Below are 17,965 nucleotides of genomic sequence, written 5' to 3' on the forward strand. Positions count from 1 at the left end.
TGCGAAGCAGGGCAGGAAAAGCCGGTTCGCCGCCAGGGCGAATCCGGCATCCACCGGTGTCGCAGGTGGGAACAGGTGTGCTAATTTGTTGAGGCCTGGCCGGCGAAGACCAAGCCGGTCGGGCCTACCGCCGGGCTGGCGGGAAGTCAGGTCTGTGGAGCCTGTGTAAGACCGATGGGCGGCACTCCGCTCCTTGCTGGTAGCCCAGGTCGGCAACGGGCTGTGAAGCAGAAAGTTCAACCCGCGAGGGTCGAATCCCCCTGCTTCAGCTGGGGGAGATGTCAAGCTCTCCCCATCCCGGTCACCGCACCAGTGACTGCGTGGGTCACTTCTCCGTCGGGCCAGCGCAGCCCGATACCTCGACCCTCGGTCAGCTCCCCGCACACCGCGCCCACCGCGGGTCCGGCCGGCAGCGGCGGCCGGCCCGGCTCGTCGGCGGTCAGCATCGCGTATCCGGGAAAGCAGGTGAGCCAGTCGCCCACGGTGGCGCTGCTCGGGCGTGCGACGGCGGCGACGTCCAGAACGGCCGCGCAGCCGCTCGCCTCGGCGAGCATGCCCAGCGTGCCGACGATGCCGGCCATCGACACATCCTTGGCGGCGGCGGGGCGCGCGGCGGCCACGGCACCACTCATCGCGCGCAGCTCCGCGGTGGCGCGCCCCGTGGTCGAATCCCACTGCCGACCGTGGTACCCGGGCCGCCAAGCTCCGCTGAGATCAGCCGTGAGCCGTACGTGATGCCCCGGCCGACCTCCACCACCGGGCACCGGGTGGCGGGTGCGGCCCAGGGCGGTGACCGACAGTGCGGCGGGCACCCCCAGCTGTGTGTGGCCGCCGAGGATCGAGACGTCGTATGCCCGCGCGGCGCGGCGCAGGCCGGCCAGGACGCGGGCCGCGTGGCTGGCGTCGCGGGCCGCAAGCGCGTCGAGCAGGCCGAGCGGCTCGGCGCCCATCGCGGCCAGATCGTTGACGTTCACCAGTACCGAGCACCAGCCGGCCCACTCCGGGTCGCGTTCCACCATCGTCGGCACGATCGCGTCGCACGCGGCGACCAGATCCGTCCCGGGCACCGGCGCACCGTCGTCGCCGACGAAGCCGGTGCCGCCCGGGGCGATTCCGGCGAGCAGCGGACCAAGTGTCGCCTTGACCGCCGCGGCGTGCCGGGTCCGCTCGATCGGCCACCGCATCAGTGTGTGCGGGCTGCCCGCCACGGTCACCGGGCGCACGCTTGTCCAGCCCAGCTGGCGGAACATCGCCTCATTGCGGGATTGCACGGTGGCTTCGAACCGAAGCGCACCCCGCGCTTCCGCGTGGGCGCACGCCGCCCGGACCAAGACCGCTCCGATGCCCTGCGGGCCGCGCGCGGCGCGTGCCACGACCAGCCGCCCACCGACCCACCAGCCGATGTCGGGATCGCCGTCGACGGGGCCGAGCCGCACGCCGCCGAGTACGAGCCCGGCCCGGTCGCGGGCGACCAGGACGACGGTGCGCGGGTCGTCGTCTCGGCCGTCGAGGTCGTGGCCTTCGAACAGACCTTGCTCGTCGACGAACACCTCGCGGCGCAGCCGCCGGTACGCACGCACCGTGGCCACGTCGTCGGCCGGCTCGATGTGGAAGCGCGGCTGGCGGGCCACGGTGCTGCGGTCGCCGAGCAGCAGCAGGATGTCCTGCGGGGTGACGATGGGTTCGCAGGTCTGCGGGATGGTGGGTCCGCCGTCGAGCAGTGTCATGGTGTTCACCCGCCCGCGGTCTGCAACACGCTGCATGCGCCACAGGCAGCACAGCCGGCCTTCTGGTCGGCGCCGGACATGCCGTCGGCGCGCAGTTTGGCGGCAACCTGTTCGGTGACGTAGGCCAGCAGGTGCGGGTCGGGGGCGGTGACGCCGTCGCGGGCGGCCAGGGTGCCGTGCATCGGCCGGAAAGGGACGATGAACGGGTATACGCCGCGTTCGATCAGCCGCGTGGCCCCGGCGATCAGCTCGTCGGGGTTCTCGCCGAGGCCGACCAGCAGGTATGTCGACACCCGGTTGCGCCCGAAGACCCGCACCGCCTCATCCCACGCGGCTTCGTAGTCCGCCATGGCCACCGTGGACTTGCCCGGCATCCAGCGGCGGCGGACCCGCTCGTCCATGGACTCGACGTGGATGCCGATGGCGGTGGCCCCGGCCTCGCGTAGATGCCGAATCCACGCCAGGTCGCCGGGAGGTTCACATTGCACCTGGATCGGCAGCCCGGGAACCGCCTCCAGCACCGCCCGCACCGCGCGGACGAGATTTCGCGCGCCCCGGTCGGCTCCGGTCGTGGTGCCCGTCGTCATCACCATCTGCTCGACCCCGTCCAGGCGAACCGCCGCCTCGGCGACCTCGGCGAGTTGGGCAGGAGTCTTCGCGCCGACGGTCGCGCCCGAGTGCAGCGCCTCCTCGATGGTGCAGAACCGGCACCGGTCCGCCTCGGCGTATCGGATACAGGTCTGCACCACTGTGGTGGCGAGCACGTTTGCGCCGTGCAGCCGGGCTATCTGCTCGTAGCGCACCCCGTCGGCGGTGGTCAGGTCATAGAACCGAGGGCGGCGCACCGGGGTCAGGGTCAGACCGGTGTCTTCGTCGCCGACCCAGACCGTGCCGTCACGCACGCTGTACGGGCTCGCGGGATTGGTGGGCAGCGCGGCGTTGGCACCGTCAACGAGGACGTGGTCGTCGCCGCTGGGTCCCGCACCGTCCGGCCGTCGCACGCCGGTGTCCACCCGGACGCCTCGCAGGGCCAGCTCGGCGCGGGTCAGGATCCGTACACCCACCGTCGTACCAGTGCCAACGCTCACGGCAGGCCCCTTACAACTGGTAGGTGGAGTTGATGATGGCGCCCTTGCGGGCGTAGTGGATGATCGCGTCCTGCACGTCGAGCGGGTGGGTGGGGATGACGCCCTCGATCAGGTCTTCTTCCCGCGCACCGTGCAGTGACAGCCCGAACCGGCAGCAGTAGACCTTGCCGCCCTCGGCGATGAACGTCTTGAGCTGGTTGTTGATGTTGTGCTCGCCGGGGAACGCCGAGGTGCCGGTGGTCGGGAAGCCACGAGTGGCCAGGCAGTTGAGGGAGCCGGGCCCGTAGAAGTAGACCGCGGATTCGAATCCCTTGCGCAGCGCGCGAGTGGCCTGCAGGACCGCCACGAAACTCACCGACGACTCGTGCGCGATGCCGTGCACCAGCGTGAAGTATGTTTCGCCGTTCTCGGCCTGATAGTCGGGGAACACTTTGGTGCTGCCGTAGATGCTGGAGCCCTCCGGCAGGGACGGGTGCGGGATCTCCGCCAGGCTCTGCTTCTCCAGGTCGGTCTGGTCGACGGTCATTGCGTGCTCTCCTTCGGATAGATGGGTGTTCAGCGGTAAAGGGTGGCGAAGGTGTCCCGGAAGACGAGGTCTGCCAGCTCACCGCCGCCGGTCGCAGCGGACATCCGGGCGTACTCGCCCGCGTAGTCACCCCACGGCTGATCGCTGGCGAACAGCACCCGGTCGTGGCCGATGCCGCGCCGCTCGATCTCCTGTGCCAGCCAGTACGGGGCGAAGCCGATGGCCCAGGACAGGTCGGTGTAGACGCGTTTTCCGGCCGCGATCCAGTCGAAGAACCGGCTGCCGACCAGCTTGATGTGCCCGCTCATACCGCCGCCGAAGTGCACCAGGTGCACCGGCACGCGGTCGGCGTACCACTCGACGAGGTTGCCGATCTCGTCGATGTCGGATGCGGCGCCCGGGGAGGTGTGCACGTGGACCACCAGGCCGTGGCGCTGCGCATGGTCGAAGATCTGGTCCAGCATCGGGCGGCAGGCCGGATCCGTGGCCCGGCCGCCGAGCAGGAAGCTGAGCTTCAGCGCCCGCACTCCCTCCTCGCCCGCCAGTGCCAGAGCGCGAAGTGTGCGTTCGGCATCAGCCGGACGCGGCGACACCCACAACCCCGCCCGGATCCGCTCGTCTGTCTGCGCCGCCTCGATGACGAGCTCGTTGAAGGAGAAGGCGACCGCCGGATCGGGCACCCCGTAGTTGGGCAGGACCAGGGCCCGTTCGGTGCCTTCGGCATCCAGGTCGGCGATCACCTGTTTGATGGTGGCGCGGGCGGTGGTGTCGGGGTTGACCGGCGGGCCGCCGTAGAAGGGGTATGCGGGAAGGACACCGATGTGCCGGTGAGCGTCGGAAACCATGGCGCGTCCTGCCTCAACCGACCGGCAGCGCAACGGACAGCGTCGGCGGCGCACCGGTGAGGGTGCCGCAGACGTCGGCCAGCCGGCGGGAGGCGTCGATGTGCCCGGCAAGGAACTCGGCGTCGCGACCCACCGCTTCGAACCGGCCCGAACCCCAGCTGCGCTGCCAGGGCAGGCCCAGGAAGTACAGCCCCGGGCAGCTGGTCGCGCCGCGCCAGTGCATCGGGTAGCCGCGGCCGTCGAATACGGGAACCTCGATCCAGCGGTGGTCACGGACGAAGCCGGTCGACCACACCACCGAGGTGATGCCGGCCGCACGCAGGTCCAGCGAGCGCGGATGGTCGGCGGACGGCTCCCACACCGGTGTGTACCGCGCTTCCCGGGGTGCGTCGATGGCGTGGGCGGCGATGTGCGCGTCGATGGCGTCCTTGATGCCCTCGGCTACCGCGTCGGCACCGTCCAGGTTCGCCCGCAGATCGTCGGCGAACGACATGATCGCACCTGCTACGACGGCCAGTCGGCCGTAGAGCCGCATGCCGTCGCGGGCAAATGCGCGCAGGTCGATGTCCCGGCCACCGTCGCGGCCGGTGACGTAATGGTTGACCCGCATCCGTACGGCGTCAGCGTCGGCGAACTCGTCGATGCCCTTGCGGTAGTGGCCCATCTCGTCCAGCCAGGCCACGCAGTCGCGCCCCCGGTAGAACCGGGCGACCCGCGGTGCGCTGCCGACGGCCAGGTGCACGGGCCGACCAGCCAGGTGCAGGTCCTCCGCGATCTGGCATCCCGATTGGCCGGTGCCGACGACCAGCACCGCGCCGTCGGGCAGTTGGCCAGGGCTGCGGTAGTCCCCCGAATGCAGCTGCACCATGTCGGCGGGCAGCCGCTCGGCCACCCGCGGCACCGATGGCGTGTGATAGGGGCCGGTGGCCACCACCACCTGATCGGCGGTCAGCCGGCCGTGCGAGGTCGACAGTTCAAAGACTCCGGTGGCCGCACGGCGTAGCCTGCTCACGCGAACACCCTCGATCAGCGGCGGCCCGAACGAGGCCGCGTACTCCTCCAGGTATCGCACGATCTCGTCGCGGACCATGAACCCGTCCGGATCCGGCCCCCGGTAGGGGAAGCCGGGCAGTCGGCACTGCCAGTTCGGGGTCACCAGGCAGAAGGAGTCCCAACGGTGGGTACGCCACTCGTGTCCGAGCCGGTTGGCCTCCAGCACCAGGTGATCGATGCCTCGCTGCCGCAAGCAGTAGCTGGCCGCAAGGCCGGCCTGGCCCCCACCGACGACCACGACCGGGTAGTGCGCACCGGAGAGGGTCACCGGGCTTGCCCGTTCGCGCGCGTGATGGCCTCCACCGTGACCGCAGCCTCCGGTACGGACCCGAACCCGGCTGCCGTCGCCTCGATCTGGGCGAGCTGGTCGGCGGCCGAGCCGCAGGCGAAGCCGTACTTCGCACGCACCCTGTCGCCGGCGATGCCCAGCGCCTGCCGGCTGCGCTCGACGAAGTCCGCGAGCGGATACACGGCGCCCGGCGCCAAGAAGTCCTCGATCACGGTCGATGGTGAATAACACCGCTGAATCGCACCGTCCGGCCATCGGACTAGGAAATACATCTCAGGCATGGTGTCCTCCGGACAAGTGCCGAGGTGGTGACACCTCGCAGCCGCTTGTGGAAAACACTTCAGCAGCGCGCCGTTACGGATCGACGTCATCCGGAACAAAGCAGCATTACCCAAACCTCACCGCATGTGTCGACGGAGTCGAGAGTCGTACTTTCTGTAGTGGCTGATGCTGTTTTTGGCTCTGGCCGGCAAGCAGGCGCTGGAGCGGGTGCAGCGCCTGCTGCACCCGCTCCAGGTAACGCCGCCGGCGAGGCGCAGGTCCGGCCGCTGTTGCCCGGCGCCGGGCCGGCGCTGACCATCGTCACGAGCCGCCGCGGGCTGGCCGGTCTGGAGGCGGTGGACCGGCTCACGCTGCCGGGCCTGAGCCGGGGCGAAGCGGTCGCGCTGCTGCGGCGCATCATCGGCGCGCAGCGTTCGGGGGCGGAACCGGAGACGGCTCTGGTCGGGCTGGCTCAGGCGTGCGGGGATCTGCCGCTGGCCCTGCGGATCGCCGGGAACCGGTTGCTCAGCCATCCGGATTGGAGCATCGCGCATCTGTTGCGCCGACTCACCGACTCTGACGAGCGGATCGGCCAGCTGGTCGCCGGGGATCTGCAGATCGCGGCGCCGTTCATGCTCTCCTATCGGCAGCTGTCGCCGGCCGCGGCGCGGATCTTCCGGCGGCTGGCGCTGATCCCCGGTCCGGACAGCGGGATCGATCTCGCCGCCGAAGTGGCGGGGCTGGGCGTACGCGAGGCCGAAGCGGCGCTGGAGGAGTTGGCGGAGCTCGGGCTGCTCCAGCCGGTGACCGGGGGTCGGTGCCGGCTCCACGACGTGATCCGACTGTTCGCACGGGCGCGCCTGGCGGAGGAGGAGCCGGCGGAGGACCGGCGGGAAGTCGAGGACCACATGGTCACCTGGTTGCTCGGCACCACGGTCGCGGCGGGCCGCTGGTTCGATCCAGCGTACGCGGGCCGCGGCGGCGAACCTCACGCACTCAGGCCGGCCGCGAGCGGGACCGATGCCGGGCCGGGGTCGGCCGAAGAGGCGGGACGGTGGCTGGAGCAGGAGAGCCTCAACTGGCTCGGCGCGCTGCGGGTCGGCACGCCGAGGTCATGGCGGTCGCCGACGCCGTGCACTGGTTCTCGGAGCGCTGCCGACACTGGGAGTCGTGGCTCGAAGCGTTCCGGATGTCGTCCGCGTCGGCCGCTGCCCGGGGTGACCGGCGGGCCCAGGCGGTGCACCTGAACTACCTACGCCCGGCGATCCGACAATGCAACAGCGCCATCACTTGCCTACCAAGGCCCGCCCTGGACCTCTCAGGCCGCCAGGTTGACGAACAGGTAGGGGGCCTGGACGTTGCCCGCGCAGTCGATGGCCCGCACGGCGAGGGTGCCGGTGCGCGGCAAGTCCAGCGGCGTGCCGCTGTACAGGGCGCTGGTGCCGCTCGCGGCGTGCTGCCATTCGATGCGGCCGATGCCGCAGCCGCCGGTGTCGTCGGTGGCGGTGAGGGTGACGTGCACCCGCGCGGTGCCGTTGCCGGCGGTGAACGGTGCCAGCGAGGCACTGCTGACCGGCTTGAGCAGGTCGGTCACGGCGGCGCCGGTGACGGTCGGCATCGGCGCGACCGTGCGGTCCACGTCGCCGTCGCCGTCGTCGTCCACCGCGACCGCGGGCGCCGTGCCCATGGGGACGGCCAGGTCGGCGAGGGTCAGCACAGCACCGGCCGCGGCTCGGATCGGGGGGTACGGGGTGAGCGAGGTCTTCACGCCGTCGGTGTAGCCGTACACGCGGATGCGCACGTCGCCGGGGGCGGTGACGGTCCATCGGCCGGTGGCGGTGCCGGTGGTCTCCGTGGTCAGGCCGACGGTCGCGTAGGCGGGTGCCTCGTGGTAGGTGCTGCCGGGGATGTCGGAGGCGGTCCAGCCGGTGGCGGCGTCGGTGACGCCGGTGCGCCAGCCGTCGGCGTCGGTGACCAGCCCGTGCGTGTTGCCCGCGACCGTGATCTCGATGCCGTCGGGCGGGTCGACATGCTGGGTGAACGAGGCCGGCGCGACCGCGCCGGTGACCGCGAACGTGGTCGGGTCGGCGGTGATGGCGTTGGTCGGCCCGTTGACCCGCATCACCGCCACCGCGTAGTCGATCACGTCCTTCTTCAACACCATCGAGTTGTGCCCATAGCGTACGCCGTAGGACGGGCGGCCGCCGGTCAGGTCGTGCACCGGGTTGACCATGGTGGCCGAGCCCTTCGGCACCACCCCGTCACCGTCGTAGTCCTGGTCGAACTCGGCGTGCTCGAGCGCGTAGCAGTTCGGCGGTGCCCAGTCGCCGGTGTCGCATTCGATGTCCTGGGTCAGGTTGATGCGCTGTGGGGTGAGGTAGTCGTAGCCGAAGACGCGCACCAGCCCGACGCTGGAGTCGACCGGATTCCACAGGTCGTGGCTGTCGTGCCAGGCCTGGGCGGCGAGGATCAGCGACGGGTTGTGCTGGCTCGTGTCGTTGAACAGGGCGAACACCTGCCCCTCGTCGAGCCTGCCGTCGATCTGGCCATCACCGTCGGCGTCGTACTTGCGCACGATGGGTGAGCCGATCGCCCAGTAGTACGGGTCCGAGGGCAGCAGCTCCAGCAGGCCGCTGAAGTTCTGCGCCACGTCGCGCACCGTGTCGCGGTTGAGGATGCACCCGCCCAGCAGCGATGCCGGCGGCATGCAGCTGAGCTTGTACTTCATCACCGAGATCGCCAGCGCCGCGCCCAGGTTGGGCGTACCCAGGGTGACCACCCGGTTGACCCGCCCGTAGGAGCCGGCCAGGCTCAGCATGGCCCGCACCACCAGGCCGCCCTGCGAGTGCGCCAGGATGTTGACCTTGTCGTGGCCGGTGACGTCCCGGATCCGGTCGACGAGCTGCAGCAGCGCCGTCGCGTTGGCCTGCGCGGAGCGCCGCCAGTCGAAGGGGTACAGGAACAGGGTCTCGTTGGGTTCGGGTTTGTTGTTGCGGTCCAGCACGTACCCGTTGGACATCAGATGCTCGACGGTGGACCGGTACACGTCCGTGCCGGCGGTTTCGGCGATCATGCCGCGCCGGCCGAGCTTGACGCCGCAGCAGGCGGTGTAGCCGTCGTTGTTGAGCTTGAGGTCCTTGAGCAGGAAGTCCCACGGGTCGGCGGCATACTGCTGGTTCGGCCACACCTCGTTGCCGTCGCCGTCCTCCAGGAAGCTGCCCATGATGCCCGGCACGAAGATGATCGGCCGGTTCTGCGCGCCGGTGCCGGTGGGGCAGGTCGCCACGTTGGTGTAGCGGATCTGGTCGACCACGACGGCGGAGTCGTACACGGCGTCGTACTGGTCGAACAGGCTGAGGTACAGCGTGTGCCGGCCGGGTGAGATCGAGGTCGTGGCGATCAGGACCGGGGTGGCGCCGTCGTAGGTGCTGCCCGCGGCGAGCGCGGCGGACATGCCCAGCGGTCCGCTGGTGTTGGCGCTGACCAGGTTTCCGGAGCCGTCGTGGGCGAAGTTCGACGGCGCGTTGACGGTCGAGGCGGTGGTGGTCCAGTTGTCGGTGTCGATCTCAGCGATGAACGCGTCGTTGTAGGCCTTGCCGGTGAACTCCGGAACCTCCTCGGAGTAGAACCGGAAGCTCATGTTGAAGCAGTTCATGCCGGCCGGGACGTCGAACGTCGCCTTGAGCACCGTCACGTCGTAGGTGCGCGCCCCGCGCACGATGCCGCCGCCGGAGTCGCGGCCTGAGGAACCGTAGTCGTTGTCCTCGGCCGCCCAGCGGGCGTCACCGGTGGTCAGCAGCGCGCCGTAGGCGCTGGCCGAGGGGAAGCCGCCCAGGTCCTTGACCATGCCGTGGGTGGCGTAGGCCGGGGGAGCGGTCACGAACGAGGCGTCCACCAGGCCGCCGCCGTCGAACGCCTCGGTCGCCAGCGCGGTGGCGCCGGCGATGTCGTTGCTGACCGGGACCACCGTCGTGCTGGGCGACTGCGGGGTGTGCTGCGACGACGTCGAGCCATGGGCCCGGGTGCTGTCGTCGGCCTTGGTCGCCACGCCGCCCACCGAGACGTTGTGTCGCTGCGCCGGCGGCGACACCGGGCTGGAGTCGGCCCGCGCGCGCCCGGTCGTGGCCGGGGCGGTGAGCACGGCCGCGACGAGCAGCAGGACTGCGGACATGCGGCTGCGGCGTTTCACGACAGGCCTCCCGGCAGCGCGGCAGACCCGTCAGTCCTCAATGGACCGCCTCCGTTGGGCGCCGAGCGGGACCACCGTATAGCCAACCGTGGTGACCGTCAATGACCGTCCAAGCTGTCGAAACAGTCATTGACATATTTGCCGATAGTGCAAATACTGGCCGCCGCAGAACCTATGCATCGGGCTTGGTCGGCGATCCACCACATCGGAAGGTGGTGCCGGCTCACGGGAGGCTTGCAGGATGCGCACCTGGATGAAGACTGCCCGCGTCGCGCGCACGGCGGCGGCGCTGGGCCTGTGCGGGCTGGCCGTCACCGTCGCGGTGGGCTGGCTGCTGCTGGCCCTGCTCGCTGACGCGACCGGCGAGACCGGCCTGGTCGCGCGGACGCTCGGCGGAGACCTGGCCACCGTCGTGGCGACCGGTGCCGCGGCGACCGGTGCGCCGGTGCACTGGTCCCTGCCGAACATGGGCGTCGAGGGCGAGTTCTGGCCCGCCGCCATGCTGTTCGCCGGCTCGCCGCTGGTGCTGCTCGTGCTGGCGCCGCTGGCCGGTGGCCTGACCGTCGGCGCGCTGTCGGCGGCGTACGCGCGCCGCCGCGGCCGCCCGGCCGGCCGGGTCCTGGCTGCCGGCGCCGCCGGGTACGCCCTGGTGATGGCGCTGGTGGCGGTGCTGGCTCCGACGCTCGGACCGGCCGACCGGTTCGCGGTGGTGCGCACCTCGCCACTGCTGGTGCTGCTGTTCGCGCCGCTGTGGGCCGCCGCCGCGGGCCGGGCCGGTGCCTGGCTGCACGGCGTGCTGGCCCGCCGCACCCCGGACGGGGCACGCCGGCTCGCACCGGTGTTCGCGGCGGTGCTGACGGTGCTGGCCACGTTCACGGTGGTGGGCTCGAACGGGCCGCAGCCGGCCCCCCAGCCGGCCGTCGCGGCGGGCCCGGTGGTCGAGGCCGTGCCCAGCGACCCGTTCCGCCGGGGGGTGCAGGACGCGGTCGAGGCGCTGCGGCAGGCCAGCGGCGACCGGTTCCTGGCCACCCAGGACCCGTGGCGGGGCGTGCCCTCGATGCTGGCGCTGGCCAGCCCGGTGCGCGGCGGTGTCACCGGCTGGCTGCGCGAGCATGCCGGCGTCTTCGCCGTCGCCGACCCCACCGGCCAGCTGGTGCCGACCCGCCTCGACCGCGACGGGCTCGGCCAGCAGCACCAGTGGTTCGACCAGGCGGTGCGGGGCGTGCCCGTGTACGGCGCCCGGGTCGGCGTGCACCTCGACGCCACCGGCGGCACCGTGCGGGGCCTGACCAACGGCATGCAGCCCGCGCTGACCGTCGGCGACACCCGACCGAAACTGGCCTCGACCCGCGCCGTGCGCACCGCGCTGCGGGCCATGCCCGGCGCGACGCAGGCCGAACCGGCGAAGCTCTACCTCCTGCCCGAGCCGCCGCATCCGGACCGGCCCACGCAGACCACGCTGACCTGGCGGGTGGTGCTGACCGACGGCGGCGAGCACGGCACCCGGGCCTACTTCGTCGACGCCGCGGGCAGCGGTCGTATCGTCAAGGTGCAGCAGCTCAGCGAGAGCGCGCTGCACCGCACCGTGTGGGACGCCGCCAACACCCCGAACCAGCAGGACCCGCCCGCCCGCGACGAGGGCGGCCCGCCCAGCTCGATCGCCAACGTCAACCAGGCCTACGACTACGCCGGCGACTGGTACCACTACTTCCTGCAGGAGTACGGCCGCGACAGCTACGACGGCAACGGGGCCAGGCTGCAGATGGCGACCCGGTACACCGAGGTCGTCGGGCAGTCGTTCAACAACGCGTACTGGAACGGCACCGACGGCATCATCTTCGGCGAGAACATGACCACCCGCGACATCGTCGGGCACGAGTGGACCCACGCGGTCACCCAGTTCACCGCGAACCTGCTCTACGACGGGCAGTCCGGGGCGCTCAACGAGAGCTTCTCCGACATCTTCGGCGAGGCGCTCGAGGAGTACGTCACCGGCCAGACCAACTGGCTGATGGGCACCGGCTCGGCGCTGGGCACGATCCGTGACATGGCCGACCCGACCGCCTACGGCCAGCCGGACCACCTGCGTGACTTCGAGTTCGGCTGCTTCGACAACGGCGGTGTGCACACCAACAGCGGCATCCCGAACAAGGCGTTCTACGTGCTGGCCAAGCGCATCGGCATCCGGCCCGCCGCGAAGATCTTCTACCGGGCGCTGGTGATCTACCTCGCCCCGCAGTCGGGGTTCACCGACGCCCGCAACGCCACCCTGCAGTCGGCCTGGGACCTGTACGGCAAGCAGTCCACGCAGGCCGACGAGGTGTGGCGGGCCTGGGGCTCGGTCGGCGTCGACGGCGTGGCCGAGGTGGCCCGGGGCTCGTGCTCCTGCTTCGCCGAGATGTCGCTGCACGGCGACGGCCTGGGCGGCCTGTCCACCTCCGGCTTCGGGCTGGAGCAGGTCACCGGGGCGCTGCTGCGGGCCCGCCAGCTGCTCGAAGACGCCGACAGCCCGGCCCTGGCCCACTTCAACCTGGTCTACCAGCAGGCCAACGCCGACGCGCTGGCGCTGCTGGGCGCCGATCCGGTGCTGCAGCGCAAGACCGCGCACGTGATGCAGACCCTCGCACCGCTGCTGTCCACAGTCGGCACCGCCGCCGGGGCCGGCTCGATCGCCACCAAGGCGGTGATCGACGAGACCGTCTCGGTGATCGACGCGTACATCGAGGCCGACCGGGCGCACGGCTCGGGCCGGCTGGCCGACCTGCTGGAAGCAGAGTTCTCCGGTATCGACACCGCCGCGCTGGCCGGCAGGTCCGCCAACGAGGTCAAGGACTACTTCGACGTCTACTACCGCGACGGCACCCCCCGCTCGGGCGGCGCCACCCCGAGCGCGGCCGTCGACGAGCAGGTCAACCAGGCGCTGGCCCGCAGCGGCCGGGCCACCGTGATGGTGCTGATGCGCGACAGGGCCGACCTCAGCGCCGCCGCGGGCATCGCCCAGCACGCCGAGCGCGCCGGGTACGTCTTCCGCCAGCTCGGCCTGACCGCCTCGCGCAGCCAGCAGCCGCTGGCCGACTACCTACGCGGCCACGACGCCCGGTTCGAGCAGTTCTGGCTCACCAATGCCGTGATCGTGTCCGACGCTGACGCTCCGCTGGTGCAGGCGCTGGCCGCCCGGTCCGACATCGCCCGCATCCGCGAGTCGGGCACGGTGAAGCTCCAGCAGGCGCAGCCGGCACCGCGCGCCGCCGCGGTCGGCGGGGTCGAGTGGGGCGTGGACCGGATCCGGGCGCCCGAGGTCTGGTCGCAGTTCGGCACCCGAGGCGAGGGCATCGTGGTGGCCAACATCGACACCGGGGTGCAGTTCGACCACCCGGCGCTGGTGGAGCACTACCGCGGCAAGACCGCGACCGGGTTCCAGCACGACTACAACTGGTTCGACCCGTCGCAGGTGTGCGGCCAGTTCACCAACGGGCCCTGCGACAACAACGACCACGGCACGCACACCATGGGCACGATGGTCGGCGGCGACGCATCGAACCAGACTGGTGTCGCGCCCGGGGCGAAATGGATCGCGGCCAAGGGCTGCGAGGGCGACTCGTGCACCGACAGCGCGCTGCTGCGCTCGGGTCAGTGGGTGATCGCGCCGACCGACGGGGCCGGGCTCAACCCGCGACCCGACCTGGCCCCGAACATCGTCAACAACTCGTGGGGCGGTGGCAGCGGCGACCCGTTCTACGCCGATATCGTCAACGCCTGGGTGCAGGCGGGCATCTTCCCGGCGTTCGCCAACGGCAACTCGGGCGCGGCCTGCGACACGGCGTCCTCGCCCGGCGACTATCCCTCCTCGTTCAGCGTCGGTGCCTTCGACGTCGACAACCACATCGCCGGGTTCTCCAGCCGTGGGCCTTCCCGGTTCAACGACGAGGTCAAGCCCGACATCTCCGCGCCGGGGGTGTCGGTGCGCTCGACGGTGCCGTCCAACGGCTACGCCACCTTCAGTGGCACCTCGATGGCGACCCCGCACCTGGCCGGGACCGTCGCGCTGATGTGGTCGGCCGCTCCGTCGCTGGTCGGCGACATCGCCGAGACCCGGCGGCTGCTGGGCGCCACCGCCGTGGACATGCCCGACGCCAGCTGCGCGGGCGCGGGCGGGGACAACAACGTGTGGGGTGAGGGCCGGCTCGACGCCTACTCGGCGGTCGCCGCCGTGCCGCGCGGTCCGCTCGGCACCACCATCGGCACCGTCACCGACCTGGCCGGGCGGCCGGTCGCCGGCGCGTCGGTGACTGCCCGCAGCGGCGGCGACACCACCCGCACCGCCGTGACCGACCCCGCCGGCTCGTTCAGCCTGCCGCTGCCGATCGGCGACTACCAGCTCACCGCCACCGGGTTCGGTTTCCAGAACCGCACCGTGGCGGTGCAGGTACAGGAGGGCGTCAGCGTCCGGCGCGACATGCAGCTCACCCGGGTGCCCCGCTACCGGGTGCAGGGCCAGGTCAAGCAGGGCACCGTGCCGGCGATGGGCGGCACCGTCTCGTTCGTGGGCACGCCGCTGCCCGCCGCGAAGGTTGACGGGCTGGGCTGGTTCGGCCTGCGGGACGTGCCCGCCGGGCAGTACACGCTGCGGTTCGGCGGCGACGGCTGCGCCGGCGCCACCACGATGGCGGTGACCGTCGACTGGGACGAGACGGTGACCGTGGCGGCCGCGCCGCGCACCGACAGCCCCAGCTACGGCTGCGCCTCCACGGCGACCGCGCACCCGGCGACCACGTCGGTGCTGGCGCTGACCGGAGACGACGCCACGGCCACGGTGACACTGCCGTTCAGCTTCCCGCTGTACAGCGAGTCCTACCCGACCGCGTACGTCTCCACCAACGGCATGATCTCGTTCGACCGGCCCAGCCAGCTGTCGATCAACGGCGAGGTGCCGTCCCACGACAGCCCCAACGCCGCCGTCTACGGTTTCTGGGACGACCTGCTGGTCGACGCCCAGGCCAGCGTCCGCACCGGCACCAGTGGCAGCGCACCGGACCGGCGGTTCACCGTCGAGTGGCGCGATGTGGCGTTCGCCGACGAGCCTGACCAGCGGGTCACGTTCGCGATCGAACTCGGCGAGAACGGCGACGTGGTGCTGCACTACGACGCGCTGGCCGCCAGCGACCGGGGGGCCGGTGACTCGGCCACCATCGGCGTGGAGGACGCCTCGGGCGTGCGAGGGCTGCGCATCTCCCGCGACGAGCCGGTGCTGCGGGCCGGGCGGTCGTACCGGATCAGCATGCGCGGCGTGTTCACCGGCCGGGTCGTCGACGGCGCCGGTGCCCCGATCGCCGACACGCAGGTGGTGGTGTCCACGGCCAACGAGGCGGAGTCGGTGCTCACCGGGCCCGACGGGCGATACCGGATCCTGCTGGCGCCGGGCGCCTACACCGCCCGCTACTACCGCGACGCGTTCACGCCGGTGACGGTGCCGTTCACGGTCGGCGTGACCGAGGGGTTCGTGGTGCGTGACGTCACGCTCGCCCCGTCGCAGTACCGGCGGGTCAGCGGGTTCGCCTATGACGACGACGGCGAGCCGGTCGGCGGGGCGACGGTGGTGCTGTTCCCGTACATCGGGCCCAACGGCTACACCGCAGTCAGCGGCGCCGACGGCAGCTACGAGGTGCCCGAGGTGATCCCCGGCGACTACCTGCTGATCCTGTACGGCGCCTGCCAGAACATCGGCTACACCTACCTCAACGTCGGCACCTCCGGCGTGGTGAAGGACGTGAGCGCGAACCGGACCACCGACAGCACCGGGCGGCAGTGCTTCCCGACCACGCCGCAGACGACCGGTGCGACGAACACCGTGCCGCTGACCGGCGACGACGCCACGGCCGCAGTGACGCTGCCGTTCGCGTTCCGCCACTACGGGGTCGACTACACCTCGGTGTACGTGTCCACCAACGGGCTGCTGACCTTCGGCGGACCGTACGCGGGCAAGCCGTACTACGACTCGGTGCCGGATGCCGCGGCGCCGAACGCGGCGCTGTTCGCCTACTTCGACGATCTCGTCATCGACGCCTCATCCAGCGTGCGCACCGGCAGCGCCGGTTCGGGTGCGGATCAGCGGTTCGTGATCGAGTGGCACGACGCGCTGGTGGCCGGCACCTCCGGCCGGGTGACCGTGCAGGTGATGCTGTACGCCGACGGGCGGGTCCGGTACCAGTACCTCGACGTCGCCGCCGCCGACCGCAGCGGTTACGAGATCGTGGGGATCGAGAACCAGTCCGGCAGCGTCGGGCTGCGGCCCTTCGCGACCTGGGGCGATCCGGTCACCGGCCTGGCGATCGAGTTCCGCCCGCCGGTGCCGTAGCCGCCGGCAGGGCACTGAAGACCGTCCCGGGCCGGCTTCCGAGATGAGTCCGGGTCGCCGGGGCAAGCCCCGACGACCCGGATCAGCTGGTGGTAGGGCGGGACTCAGCTGGGCCGTTGCATTTCTGGATCGGTGAACGCGTTGAACCTGCGTCGTCTCCCGGTCAGATCGCCTTGGCGAGTTCGGCGAACGCCGCGGCGACCCGTCGAGCGGGCGGGGTGTCGATCGCGATCTCGTAGTGACCGCGGCGCAGGTTCTGCATGAAGGCGTGTCCGGCGATGATCACTTGCGCGGTCCTGTCGGTTTGGAGCCCGCGCATCGGTCTCAGCCGGTGTTTGAGCTGGCTGTTGTCGGCCTCGATCCGGGTTGTTGGCGTGTCGTTCGACGTGGTGCCACGCCTGCGGGGCCAGCTCTTCGAGCACGGCTGGGTAGACGGGGGCGGCGTCGGTGACCACCTCGGTGGGGTTCACCTTCAGCATCGACAGCGCGCGGCGGAAGAACCTGCGGGCCGCACCGGCGTCGCGGCGGGCCGACACGAGCACGTCGATGACCTGCGCGTGCTGGTCGACGGCCCGGTACACGTAGCGCCACACGCCGGCGACGACCTTGACGTATGTCTCGTCGACGAACCACCGGTCACCTGGTGAGTGCCGGCAGAACCGTGCCGCGTCGGCCAGTAGCGGCGTGAAGCCCTGCACCCATCGGTAGACCGTGACGTGGTCGACCTCGATACCGCGTTCGACCAGCAACTCGACCTGCTCGCGGCGCATGCCCAAACAGCGACGCGGATCCGGCAACGCGGTTGATCGCTGCCAACGGGCTGGGCCAAGCCGGCGACCCCCGAGGCCTTCCGCTACTCGAAGCGCTCGCCACCGACCCTGGCACCGAAGGCTCTGACCGGATCAGCGCCGCGGCGATGATCGGCACGTTCGACCACGGCGGCGGACCTCGCCACCGGTCGGCGCTGACGGCGATCGCCGCCGACGGCACCGTCGACCTGGACTTCCGCATCTGGGTGAGCGCCGCGCTAGCACGGTACGGCGATCCGACCGGAGCTAAACAGCTCGACGCGTTCGCGGCAGACGCCGACCTCGACGCCGCCGTCCGCGTCCGCGCCGCGATCGCGCTCACCAAGGCCGGTGACGCACGCGGACCCGACCGCCTCGTCGCGCTCGCCGGTGACCGCCTCCTCGACGGCGACGCGCGTGCGGTGGCGGCGAGCGCGCTGAGCCGCACGGATGATCCGCGCCGAGTCCGGGTGCTGGCGCTGCTGCTGGCCGATCCGCGCCTGGAGGACAGTCCCAGCGGCGCCTCCAGGCTGGTGAACGTGCTGGGCCGCCTCGATCTCGAGGAGACCGAGTTCATCGCCGTGCTGTCGGAGATCGCCGATGACGACACAGTCGATGCGCACACGCGCGAATGGGCGGCCGAGACGCTGAGCGGCTTTGCGGAGCCCGACGACGGCTGAGCATCATGCTCCACCAGACTCGCATCCGCTACGTGGGTACGTTGGCGTGAGGGAATGACCGACCACCCCCGTACCACCGGCCTGGGATGGGCGCTGGATGCGTGCACCCTGCGCACCGCCGGGCAGCCGCTGCGGATCGCCGAGCTCGGCTCGTTGTTTGCCGC

10 protein-coding genes and 1 pseudogene are annotated in these 17,965 nt (G+C 71.2%); 3 read left to right on the top strand and 8 right to left on the bottom strand.

The window, feature by feature from the left end:
- Window positions 1-281 precede the first annotated feature (281 nt).
- Genes HAV39_RS24060 through HAV39_RS24085 form a run of 6 tightly spaced genes read right to left on the bottom strand, consistent with a single transcriptional unit; the run spans window position 282 to window position 5,899 of the window.
- Window positions 282-1,727 (bottom strand): MSMEG_0567/sll0787 family protein, encoded by a 1,446-nt coding sequence (locus tag HAV39_RS24060; RefSeq protein WP_191841421.1) that lies wholly within the window; start codon window positions 1,725-1,727, stop codon window positions 282-284.
- A gap of 5 nt (window positions 1,728-1,732) precedes the next feature.
- Window positions 1,733-2,815, bottom strand: coding sequence for an MSMEG_0568 family radical SAM protein (locus HAV39_RS24065; protein WP_239120973.1), 1,083 nt, complete (start codon window positions 2,813-2,815; stop codon window positions 1,733-1,735).
- A 10-nt stretch (window positions 2,816-2,825) separates the two neighbouring features.
- Window positions 2,826-3,341, bottom strand: a complete 516-nt coding sequence (locus HAV39_RS24070; protein WP_191841422.1) for an MSMEG_0572/Sll0783 family nitrogen starvation response protein — start codon at window positions 3,339-3,341, stop codon at window positions 2,826-2,828.
- 29 nt (window positions 3,342-3,370) lie between these two features.
- The gene (locus HAV39_RS24075) at window positions 3,371-4,186 is read right to left on the bottom strand and encodes an amidohydrolase family protein (RefSeq protein ID WP_191841423.1); all 816 of its coding nucleotides are present in this window, start codon (window positions 4,184-4,186) and stop codon (window positions 3,371-3,373) included.
- 13 nt (window positions 4,187-4,199) lie between these two features.
- On the bottom strand, window positions 4,200-5,507 hold the full coding sequence (locus HAV39_RS24080; RefSeq protein ID WP_191841424.1) for an MSMEG_0569 family flavin-dependent oxidoreductase: 1,308 nt from the start codon (window positions 5,505-5,507) through the stop codon (window positions 4,200-4,202).
- The gene (locus tag HAV39_RS24085) at window positions 5,504-5,899 is read right to left on the bottom strand and encodes an MSMEG_0570 family nitrogen starvation response protein (RefSeq protein ID WP_308440916.1); all 396 of its coding nucleotides are present in this window, start codon (window positions 5,897-5,899) and stop codon (window positions 5,504-5,506) included. The genes HAV39_RS24080 and HAV39_RS24085 overlap by 4 nt, the downstream gene beginning before the upstream one ends.
- A gap of 180 nt (window positions 5,900-6,079) precedes the next feature.
- Between HAV39_RS24085 and HAV39_RS24090 the strand changes: the two genes are divergently transcribed.
- Window positions 6,080-7,036, top strand: a complete 957-nt coding sequence (locus tag HAV39_RS24090) for a hypothetical protein (protein ID WP_191841426.1) — start codon at window positions 6,080-6,082, stop codon at window positions 7,034-7,036.
- Window positions 7,037-7,107: 71 nt separating this feature from the next.
- On the opposite strand, the gene HAV39_RS43330 is transcribed toward HAV39_RS24090, so the two are convergent.
- Window positions 7,108-9,978 (bottom strand): alpha/beta fold hydrolase, encoded by a 2,871-nt coding sequence (locus HAV39_RS43330; protein ID WP_191841427.1) that lies wholly within the window; start codon window positions 9,976-9,978, stop codon window positions 7,108-7,110.
- Between the two features lie 253 nt (window positions 9,979-10,231).
- Between HAV39_RS43330 and HAV39_RS24100 the strand changes: the two genes are divergently transcribed.
- Window positions 10,232-16,333 carry a S8 family serine peptidase gene (locus HAV39_RS24100; RefSeq protein ID WP_191841428.1) on the top strand — a complete coding sequence of 2,034 codons (6,102 nt, stop codon included), beginning with the start codon at window positions 10,232-10,234 and terminating at the stop codon, window positions 16,331-16,333.
- A 163-nt stretch (window positions 16,334-16,496) separates the two neighbouring features.
- On the opposite strand, the pseudogene HAV39_RS42810 reads toward HAV39_RS24100, so the two are convergent.
- Window positions 16,497-17,097: pseudogene (locus HAV39_RS42810) on the bottom strand (IS6 family transposase); the annotation flags it as partial.
- Between the two features lie 38 nt (window positions 17,098-17,135).
- Between HAV39_RS42810 and HAV39_RS24110 the strand changes: the two are divergent.
- A complete protein-coding gene (locus tag HAV39_RS24110) occupies window positions 17,136-17,801 on the top strand; it encodes a hypothetical protein (protein ID WP_191841429.1) in 666 nt (221 codons plus the stop codon).
- Window positions 17,802-17,965 lie beyond the last annotated feature (164 nt).

Source organism: Catellatospora chokoriensis (genome assembly GCF_011297315.1).
Taxonomy (GTDB): Bacteria; Actinomycetota; Actinomycetes; order Mycobacteriales; family Micromonosporaceae; genus Catellatospora; species Catellatospora citrea.